Source organism: Nesterenkonia massiliensis, from assembly GCF_000455245.1.
Classification (GTDB): domain Bacteria; phylum Actinomycetota; class Actinomycetes; order Actinomycetales; family Micrococcaceae; genus Nesterenkonia; species Nesterenkonia rhizosphaerae.
The window spans coordinates 463,643-472,047 of the sequence record NZ_HG005165.1 but is presented as its reverse complement, the minus strand read 5'-3'; the positions used below and the strand labels follow the sequence as shown (position 1 = coordinate 472,047).

11 protein-coding genes and 2 tRNA genes are annotated in these 8,405 nt (G+C 62.6%); 9 read left to right on the top strand and 4 right to left on the bottom strand.

Annotation, left to right across the window (positions count from 1 at the left end):
* From TX78_RS02195 to TX78_RS02175, 5 genes are all read left to right on the top strand, one after another.
* On the top strand, positions 1-969 hold a 969-nt coding region (locus tag TX78_RS02195), incomplete at its 5' end, for a GuaB1 family IMP dehydrogenase-related protein (RefSeq protein WP_081652495.1).
* 296 nt (positions 970-1,265) lie between these two features.
* A complete protein-coding gene (locus TX78_RS02190) occupies positions 1,266-1,532 on the top strand; it encodes a hypothetical protein (RefSeq protein WP_044493156.1) in 267 nt (88 codons plus the stop codon).
* 54 nt (positions 1,533-1,586) lie between these two features.
* A complete protein-coding gene (locus tag TX78_RS02185; RefSeq protein ID WP_044493154.1) occupies positions 1,587-2,537 on the top strand; it encodes a metal ABC transporter solute-binding protein, Zn/Mn family in 951 nt (316 codons plus the stop codon).
* Entirely contained in the window at positions 2,530-3,339 is an 810-nt protein-coding gene (locus TX78_RS02180) for a metal ABC transporter ATP-binding protein (protein ID WP_044493153.1), read from the top strand. Before TX78_RS02185 ends, TX78_RS02180 begins: the two co-directional genes overlap by 8 nt.
* Positions 3,332-4,222 (top strand): metal ABC transporter permease, encoded by an 891-nt coding sequence (locus tag TX78_RS02175; RefSeq protein ID WP_044493150.1) that lies wholly within the window; start codon positions 3,332-3,334, stop codon positions 4,220-4,222. The genes TX78_RS02180 and TX78_RS02175 overlap by 8 nt, the downstream gene beginning before the upstream one ends.
* 19 nt (positions 4,223-4,241) lie before the next feature.
* Here TX78_RS02175 and TX78_RS02170 read toward each other — a convergent pair whose 3' ends face one another.
* Complete coding sequence (locus TX78_RS02170) at positions 4,242-4,664, bottom strand: Fur family transcriptional regulator (RefSeq protein WP_044493149.1); 423 nt, start codon at positions 4,662-4,664, stop codon at positions 4,242-4,244.
* 49 nt (positions 4,665-4,713) lie between these two features.
* On the opposite strand from TX78_RS02170, the gene TX78_RS02165 reads away from it, so the two are divergent.
* Positions 4,714-5,148 carry an HIT family protein gene (locus tag TX78_RS02165; RefSeq protein WP_044493579.1) on the top strand — a complete coding sequence of 145 codons (435 nt, stop codon included), beginning with the start codon at positions 4,714-4,716 and terminating at the stop codon, positions 5,146-5,148.
* Positions 5,149-5,227: 79 nt separating this feature from the next.
* On the opposite strand, the gene TX78_RS02160 is transcribed toward TX78_RS02165, so the two are convergent.
* Both TX78_RS02160 and TX78_RS02155 read right to left on the bottom strand, forming a co-directional pair.
* Positions 5,228-5,318, bottom strand: a tRNA-Ser gene (locus TX78_RS02160).
* A 49-nt stretch (positions 5,319-5,367) separates the two neighbouring features.
* Positions 5,368-5,805 (bottom strand): nucleoside deaminase, encoded by a 438-nt coding sequence (locus tag TX78_RS02155; RefSeq protein ID WP_044493577.1) that lies wholly within the window; start codon positions 5,803-5,805, stop codon positions 5,368-5,370.
* 87 nt (positions 5,806-5,892) lie between these two features.
* Between TX78_RS02155 and upp the strand changes: the two genes are divergently transcribed.
* The 3 genes from upp to TX78_RS02140 all read left to right on the top strand — a co-directional run bounded on the left by upp (position 5,893) and on the right by TX78_RS02140 (position 7,971).
* A complete protein-coding gene (gene upp, locus TX78_RS02150; protein WP_044493146.1) occupies positions 5,893-6,528 on the top strand; it encodes a uracil phosphoribosyltransferase in 636 nt (211 codons plus the stop codon).
* 140 nt (positions 6,529-6,668) lie between these two features.
* Positions 6,669-7,448: a winged helix-turn-helix domain-containing protein gene (locus TX78_RS02145; RefSeq protein ID WP_044493144.1), complete on the top strand. Its 780-nt coding sequence runs from the start codon at positions 6,669-6,671 to the stop codon at positions 7,446-7,448.
* A gap of 16 nt (positions 7,449-7,464) precedes the next feature.
* Complete coding sequence (locus TX78_RS02140) at positions 7,465-7,971, top strand: SixA phosphatase family protein (protein ID WP_044493143.1); 507 nt, start codon at positions 7,465-7,467, stop codon at positions 7,969-7,971.
* Between the two features lie 94 nt (positions 7,972-8,065).
* On the opposite strand, the gene TX78_RS02135 is transcribed toward TX78_RS02140, so the two are convergent.
* A tRNA-Arg gene (locus TX78_RS02135) sits at positions 8,066-8,142 on the bottom strand.
* Positions 8,143-8,405 lie beyond the last annotated feature (263 nt).

Genomic DNA, 8,405 nt, shown 5'->3' with positions numbered 1-8,405 from the left:
TCTCGCGCCGAGGCGCTGCAGCGCGCCTTTGAGACCATGGATGCCGCAGGTTCCGACTACGCGCCGGTGACCTCCGCTGATGGGCTGCTCACTGGGGTGCTGACTCGCAAAGGCGCGCTGCGCTCGACGATCTACACTCCGAACACCGACGCCGAGGGCCAGCTGAAGGTAGCTGCTGCGGTGGGCATCAACGGTGATGTCCAGGGCAAAGCTGAGGCGCTGTTGGAGGCCGGAGTGGACGTCCTGGTGGTAGATACCGCCCATGGACACCAGGAGAAGATGTTCCAGGCCTTGGCCGTGGTGCGCAGGGTGGTGGACGCCTCAGGACTTGCGATTCCGGTGGTCGCCGGCAACGTGGTGACAGCCGATGGAACCCGCGAGCTGATTGAAGGCGGCGCGGATATCGTCAAGGTCGGTGTAGGACCAGGTGCGATGTGCACCACCCGAATGATGACCGCGGTGGGCCGCCCACAATTCTCCGCGGTGCTGGAGTCCGCCGCCGCCGCGCGCGAGCTGGGTAAACACGTATGGGCCGACGGCGGAGCCCGCTACCCGCGGGATATTGCGCTCGCGCTGGCAGCCGGCGCTTCGCAGGTGATGATCGGATCCTGGTTCGCCGGAACCTATGAGTCGCCCGGGGATCTGCTCACCGCCGCCGATGGCCGCAGGTACAAGGAGAGCTACGGGATGGCCTCAGCTCGGGCGGTGCAACATCGCACAGCCAGCGAGGGTGCTTTCGCCCGGGCCCGCAAGGGCCTCTTCGAGGAAGGCATTTCCACCTCGAGGATGTTCCTGGACCTGGAGCGGCCCGGTGTGGAGGACCTCATTGACTCCATCACTGCTGGAGTCCGTTCATCCTTCGCCTACGCGGGCGCGGCGACTCAGGCGGAGTTCCGCCAGCGTGCTGTGGCCGGTGTGCAATCAGCTGCCGGCTATGAAGAAGGCAAGCCGGTCTCACAGACCTGGTAGCCATGGGGCGGGGTTCCCCGCCCGCAGAGCTGAGTCCTTGCTGTAAAATCCGAGATCTTTTGGAGTATCGACAACCTGCCTTGAGCCAGCTTTTGATTTCTGTCTCTTATCCGGCCTCCACAGGTCTGCCCGCTATTCGGGGGTGCAGAGCCTAGGTGGAATGGCTGCTCCTGGGTCTTTGTCGCCGTCGAGTTCTCACTAGTCGCTCTTGACCAGCCGACGGTCCAGCGTGCTATTGCTCGCGGAGATACGCGGACGACGGCGCCCACACCGGCTATATCCACCTGAAGGACGTCATGGCCCTTCCGGAGCGTGCTGCCCGGGAACCCATTCCGGTCACGGTGGTGCGTTCGCTGGGGAATATGGGTCCCGGTGATGCCCTTGATGATTGTCTGGAGCGGATGCAGCAGACCGGGTCCCATCTGGCCCGAGTGCTCGATGCGGACGGGGTGACCCGCGGCATCCTCTTCCTCGAGGACGTGCTGGAGGTACTAGTGGGGGAGATTCATGACGCCACGCAGGCTCGTGACTCCCGGCGTCGGCACACGGTGGCAGAAGTGTAGGGCTAAGCAACGCTGATTTTGAGAACTGTTTGCAATAGCAGTACGCTGGCATGCATGCGCAAAAACACCTCTGCCCCTTCACGTGCCCTGCGTTCACTGGGCCTGGGCGGCGTCGTCGTACTACTGGCTGCTTCCTGCGGTGCAGAGGATGCGCCCGCATCTGAGCCTCAGGATGGCGTGGAGACCGATCTGCTGATCGTGACCTCAATTGACGTCTACGCAGACCTTGCCACTGAAGTGGTCGGCGATACGGCTGAAGTCCAGGCACTGGTGGATAACCCTGCGGTGGATCCTCACTCCTACGAGGCCACTCCGCAGGACCGACTGGTGGTCAACCAGGCCGATGTGATCATCGCCAATGGCGGCGGCTACGACTCCTTCATTACGCTGCTCGCTTCGGCTGCTGAGGCTGATGACAGTGTCTACCAGCTCATCGACGGAGAAAACCACCAATCCCACGAATGGGACGGCAGCTACGAGAACGAGCACATCTGGTATGACCTGGAGTACATGAGCGCCTTCGTCACCGAGTTTGGTGAGTACATGGGGGAGCTGGTTCCAGAGAACGCCGAGCTCTACACCGAGAACGCCCAGGCGCTTGCCGGAGAGATCAATGAGTTGGACGAGCGGAACCGCGCGATCGAGGCTGAGGGCATGAGCTATCTGGCCACCGAAGCTGTATCTGGTTTCCTGCTTCAGGACGCCGGATTCGAGGATCTCACCGAACTGCAGTTCCTCTCCGCGGTGGAACACGGCGATGATGTCTCCCCCCGGCTGTACCAGCAGGCATTGAACGTTGCCACCGGAGACGAGATCGATCTTCTGGCTTACAACCCGCAGACCGAGACCAACCAGTCCGCCCGGATTCGGCAGGCGGCCGAAGACTCCGGAGTCTCGGTACTGGAGTTCAGTGAGACCTTCCCCGATGGCATCGACTCCTACACTGAATGGATGAGCGAGAACATCTCGACAGTAGAAGCCCTGGTGGAGGACCTGCGTGGCTGAGCCCGCCCGCAGTACCGGCGCTCCCGCTGCCTCCCTGAAGCAAGCCGCGGTGGGATTTGACGGTCGTACACTGTGGCAGGACCTGGACCTGGACCTCCAGCCCGGAGAGTTCCTGGCGGTGCTGGGTCCCAACGGGGCCGGAAAATCCACACTGCTGAAGGTGCTGCTGGGGCTGCAGAAGCTCACCAGCGGCTCGGTGGAGATCGCTGGGCACCCAGTGCGCCGCGGATCCGCCGCCGTCGGCTACATCCCCCAGCAGCAGACACTGCCGGAGGAGACCCCGCTGCGCGCACGGGACCTTGTGGCGCTGGGCCTGGACGGACACCGATTCGGACTGCGGCTGAAACCGCGCGCACTGCGCACCCGGGTTGATGAGCTGCTGGAGGAAGTCGGTGCTGCAGATTACGCCGCGATGCCGGTGGGGCTGCTCTCCGGCGGTGAGCAGCAGCGCCTGCGTGCCGCTCAGGCCCTGGCTTCGAATCCCGCGCTGCTGCTCTGCGATGAGCCGCTGCATTCCCTGGACCTGCACCACCAGCAGGCAGTCACCGAGCTCATCCGCAGGCAAGCAGTGGAGCGGGGCTCTGCCGTGGTCTTCGTCACTCACGAAATAAATCCGGTGATCGAACACGTCGACCGGGTGCTCTATTTTGCCCGCGGTCAGTACCGGATCGGCTCGGTCCATGACGTGATGCGCTCAGAGGTGCTCTCGGAGCTGTACCAGGCACCGGTGGATGTCATTGAGCATCAGGGAAAACTTGTTGTCATGTCCCACCACCTGGAGGGGTATCACGATCATGACTGAGCTTGGACTCATCCAGCAGATCACCGACTCCTTCACCCTTGACGGCTACTGGGAGCTGTTCTCTCTGGTGCGCAACTCCGTCATCACCGCCGCGGTGCTTGGGCTGATGGGCGGTGTCATCGGCGTGTTCATCATGCTGCGACGCACCGCACTGGTGGTCCACGGCATCGCCGAAATCTCCTTTGCGGGAGCGGCCCTGGCGCTGCTGGCCGGTGTGGATGTGGTGGCTGGCTCGGCGCTGGGAGCGGTGGCAGCCGCACTGCTGATTGGCGTGCTCTCACTGAAGGATAAGGATGTCGGCGGGGTGACCGCCGTGCTCATGCCCTTCGGCCTGGGCCTGGGCATCCTGTTTCTCTCGCTCTATCAGGGGCGCAGCGCCAACCGATTCGGCCTGCTGACCGGTCAGATCGTGGGCGTTGATGACATGCAGACCCGCACCCTGGTCACCGGTGCCGTGCTGATCACCATCGTGCTGGTGCTGATCTGGCGCCCGCTGATGTTCGCTTCAGTGGATCCCCAGCTAGCGGCGGCCCGTGGTGTGCGCGTCGGGACGCTCGCTATCGTGTTCATGATCTTGCTGGGTGTGGCCGTGGCCATGTCCGTGCAGGTAGTGGGTGCGCTGCTGGTCCTCTCGCTGCTGGTGGTCCCCTCCGCGGCTGCGCTGAAAGTCAGCGTCAGCCCGCTGAGCGTGGTGCTGCTGTCGATGTCCTTCGCGCTGATTGCTGCGGTGGGTGGGATCATGTTGGCCATTACCGGCACTGTGCCGATCAGTCCCTACATCACCACTATCAGCTTCCTGATCTACCTGATCTGCTTGCTGATCGGGCGCAGGCGGAGGCGCCGTCGTCGTGCTGAAGCAGCCCAGGTGATGACTGTCTCCTAGAGCGGCCCGGGGGCAGGAGTTAGTCTGCCGCGGCCGAGCAGGAAGCGCAGAGCCCGAAGATCTCGAGGGTGTGGCGTACCTCGGTAAAGCCGTTCTTGGAAGCCAGCTCGCCTGCCCAGGACTCGATGTCCGGGGCCTCGAACTCCACCGTCAGGCCGCAGGAGCGGCACACCAAGTGATGGTGGTGCTCCTCGCGGGCACAGAGCCGGAAGATCGCTTCACCGTCGTCGGGACGCAGCACATCCACCAGGCCGTCCTCCTGGTGAGCCTGCAGCACGCGGTACACCGTGGCCAAAGAGACTTTCTCGCCGCGGTCAGAAAGCAGCCGATGCAGGTCCTGGGCCGAGACGAAGTCGTCCAGTGAATTCAGCGCAGACCACACAGCGCGCTTCTGTCGTGTGGAGCGGCCGCGGATAACGGGGGCGGAAGGGGTCTCATTCATGCTTGCTCAAGCCTAACACCGCCGGATTTCAGGGGTTAGAGTGGTGGCCATGAGCACCGTCTTCACCAAGATCATCAACGGCGAACTCCCGGACCGATTCATCTGGCAGGACGAGACCTGTGTGGCATTCCTCTCGATTGCCCCGCTGGCCTACGGACACACGCTGGTAGTTCCGCGCACCGAGGTGGATAAGTGGACCGACGCCGACGGCGAGCTGCTGGCGCATATGAGCAATGTGGCCCAGCGCATCGGCAAAGCCCAGGTGGAGGCTTTCGGCTCCCAGCGTGCTGGAGTGGCGATCGCCGGCTATGAGGTGCCGCATATGCATATTCACGTCTGGCCCTCGAACTCCATGGCCGACTTCGATTTCGCGAAGACCATGGACAACCCGGATCAGGAGCAGATGGAAGAAGCCGCTGAGAAACTGCGGGTGGCGCTGCGCCTGATGGGGGAGAGCGACTACGTCCCTGCTGAGGAGGGCTGAACCGGTCCGCAGCCAGGTAGTAGCACGAGCAAAAAGTAAGGGGCGCCACCGCAATCATGCGGGGCGCCCCTTACTGCTCTGGCGGTGACGGTGGGATTTGAACCCACGGTACGGGGTTACCGTACACAGCATTTCGAGTGCTGCACCTTCGGCCGCTCGGACACGTCACCAGGCCTGACCACTATACGGGAGAGACAGCGCTGGGCTCAAAGCGCGTCATTATGACCCGCGGAACTGCTCGAAGAATTCTCGCAGCACAGCGGCGCATTCATCCGCGCGCACTCCAGCATGAACTTCCACCCAGTGGTTCAGGCGCGGCTCGCGCAGCACGTCAAACACACTGCCAGCAGCACCAGCCTTCTCATCCCAGGCGCCGAAGATCAGTTGACCGATGCGGGTCTGGCTGATCGCCCCAGCGCACATCGGGCACGGCTCCATGGTCACCGCCAACACGCAGCCATCCAAACGCCAGCTGCCCAGCTGTGCCGCCGCGGCGCCCAGGGCGTTCATCTCTGCATGACCTGCTGGGTCGTCGTCGCGCTCCCGGGTGTTGAAGCCTTCGCCCAGAACCTCTCCGGTGGGGGAGAGGACGACGGCGCCCACCGGCACGTCTCCGGAAAGCGGAGCTCGCGCGGCCAACTGCAGACACTGTTCCATCAGATTGCGCTGAATCTGCGGATCACGTGGGGAAAATGACACGCCTACAGCCTACGTGGGGGCGGATCGTGCTGATACCTTGAGTCCATGCGCGTACAGGTTGTCGAACACCCGCTTATTGCCCACAAACTCACCCACCTGCGGCGGGTCGAGACCACATCTAACGTCTTCCGTGAGCTGACCAAAGAACTGGTGACCCTGCTCTCCTACGAAGCCAGCGGCTCCATCGCCACCGAGCCGGTGGAGATCCAGACCCCGGTGGCTCAGATGACCGGGACTCGGCTGGCCGGCCCCAAGCCTCTTGTGGTGCCGATTCTCCGTGCCGGACTGGGAATGCTCGATGGCATGACCGCGATGATTCCCACCGCGGAAGTCGGATTCCTAGGCATGGCGCGCAATGAGGAAACTCTGGACATCGTCACCTACGCTGAACGGCTCCCAGATGACCTCACTGGACGCCATGTCTTTGTTCTGGACCCGATGCTGGCCACCGGCGGAACCCTCGCCGAAGCCGTTCGGTTCCTGAAGAAGGCGGACGCAGCGAAGGTGACCTGTATCTGTCTGCTGGCTGCACCGGAAGGTATCGAGAGGCTGCGCGGCGAGGTGGGCGATCTGGACATCGAGCTCTACTTGGCAGCCATCGACGAGAAGCTCAACGAGAAGTCCTACATCGTCCCGGGACTCGGGGATGCAGGCGACCGACTCTACGGTCTCGCCGAATAAACGTGTGTTGCGTCACTATTGGGGGTCCAGGTCTCAAATAGTGGAATTTTTCGGGTTTTGTTACTTGCGTTTCTGAAATATTACGGGGACGATGAGAGGGCCAATCGTCCGGCCGCAAGCCAGGAAGAGTAACGATCCCGATGTCCGCACCGCTTAATCCGGCCCATAATCCAGGCTACGTCCACGTCTCCGTGAGAAACGCAGCCCGTCGAGCCGAGATCGCGCGGCGCATGCGAAACGGGACAGGGGCCGCCGCCGGCTATCCGCGCACCGCTCCGGTGCCGGTGATTGCGCCCTCCGGCGGCACCCAGGTAGTGCCCCCTGATGTGGTGGCCCGTGGGTTCGTCATCTATGTGGGACTGGATGAAGACACTGCCAGTGCCGCGGGCACCTCGCTGCACAAGATCGCCACTGAGCTGCGTGACTATGTGGAGCACATTGCTCCGGAGTCCCAGGTCCATATTGCAATGGCGATGGCCTCAGCAGCAGCCGAGGGTTCTGATCTCGAGGTGGTGCGCCAGGCGCTGGGTGATCCCACAGTGACCCACCGCGTATCTGAATCGCCGGTGCACAGTTCTCCGGCGCCGTCGAGCTCTGGGGTGCTCATCGATTTGGCGCGACGAGAGGTCAAGCTCGACGGCGAGAACCTCAACCTCACCTATAAAGAGTTCGAGCTGCTCAATTACTTAGTGGACAATGCTTCACGCACCGTGGGCCGCACTGAACTGCTGAAGACGCTGTGGCGCAATGTGGATCAGGCGCAGATGCCCAATGAGCGCACGATTGACGTGCATATTCGGCGGCTGCGGTCCAAGCTGGGGCGGTTAGCGAACACTGTGCGCACCGTACGCGGTCAGGGATACCGGTTCTACGAGCATCCCGAGGTCACCGTGTGGGCCGCCCCGGAATACTCCATCTGATCCAGGCAACAGATTCGTGGCGCCTAAACGACTGCTCATCCTCCGTCATGCAGAAGCCGGGCACAGTTTCACCGGGGATGACCGTTCCCGGACTCTGACCCAGCATGGCCAGGCTCAGGCGCGTCAAGTGGGGCGCTGGCTGCTCGATAGCGGCCATTGGCCTGAGTCCACGGTGGTCTCCGATGCGATGCGCACCCGGCAGACCTGCATCTGGATCGGGCATGAGCTGGGGGTGAAGGCCGCCACCGCCTACCTGGACTCTCGGCTGTACCTGGCGGCGCCGCGCCGCATGCTCTCGGTGATCAACGAGACTCCGGAAACAGTGGAGACGCTCTTGATCATCGCGCATATGCCGGGGGTGCAAGAGCTGACCATGGAGCTGGCCAGCGTGGAATCCGATGAGCGCGCCGTGCTGGATATGGCCCAGCACTGGCCTACGGCCGGGATGGCTCTTCTTGAGGTGCACAAGCCCTGGGCAGAGCTCGACGGCCGGGACGCTGTGTTGACACAGTTCCGCAGCTGAGCTGCTGCAGGCCGCCCGTATCTGCCAGGCAAAGTGAGGAAATAGCAAGAAAGCCTCGCGCCCCATGTCATGGGAGTTGCGAGGCTTTCTTTAGTGGTGCGCCCAAAGGGATTCGAACCCCTGACCTTCGGTTCCGTAGACCGACGCTCTATCCAGCTGAGCTATAGGCGCATGTCCTGTGTGGTTCGCGTTTCCGCGCCCCGGACCTAGAAGACTATACACGGGTTTTCTCCCCTCTGCCAAATCGCCGGCTTAGAAGCCTCTAGCGCGGTCAGTAGCGGGGGATTGCAGCGTTTCGCGGGTGCATAGCCCTCGCTGCCCTAGTGTGAATCCAGCCACATTTCTCTGCGCATTCACAAGAGTGTGATCTTCTGCCGTTACAGTTGGAACAACTGCTTCTTCTGCTGTGCACAGCGGAATACAGAAGGGCGGGT

What these genes read in the sequence shown, in the direction of transcription:
- TX78_RS02190 (WP_044493156.1), top strand. Translation starts at nt 1,266, where the DNA reads ATGGCCCTTCCGGAGCGTGCTGCCCGGGAACCCATTCCGGTCACGGTG.
- upp (WP_044493146.1), top strand. Translation starts at nt 5,893, where the DNA reads ATGCGCGTACAGGTTGTCGAACACCCGCTTATTGCCCACAAACTCACC.
- TX78_RS02155 (WP_044493577.1), bottom strand. Translation starts at nt 5,805, where the DNA reads ATGGAACAGTGTCTGCAGTTGGCCGCGCGAGCTCCGCTTTCCGGAGAC.
- TX78_RS02170 (WP_044493149.1), bottom strand. Translation starts at nt 4,664, where the DNA reads ATGAATGAGACCCCTTCCGCCCCCGTTATCCGCGGCCGCTCCACACGA.
- TX78_RS02185 (WP_044493154.1), top strand. Translation starts at nt 1,587, where the DNA reads ATGCGCAAAAACACCTCTGCCCCTTCACGTGCCCTGCGTTCACTGGGC.
- TX78_RS02175 (WP_044493150.1), top strand. Translation starts at nt 3,332, where the DNA reads ATGACTGAGCTTGGACTCATCCAGCAGATCACCGACTCCTTCACCCTT.
- TX78_RS02145 (WP_044493144.1), top strand. Translation starts at nt 6,669, where the DNA reads ATGTCCGCACCGCTTAATCCGGCCCATAATCCAGGCTACGTCCACGTC.
- TX78_RS02165 (WP_044493579.1), top strand. Translation starts at nt 4,714, where the DNA reads ATGAGCACCGTCTTCACCAAGATCATCAACGGCGAACTCCCGGACCGA.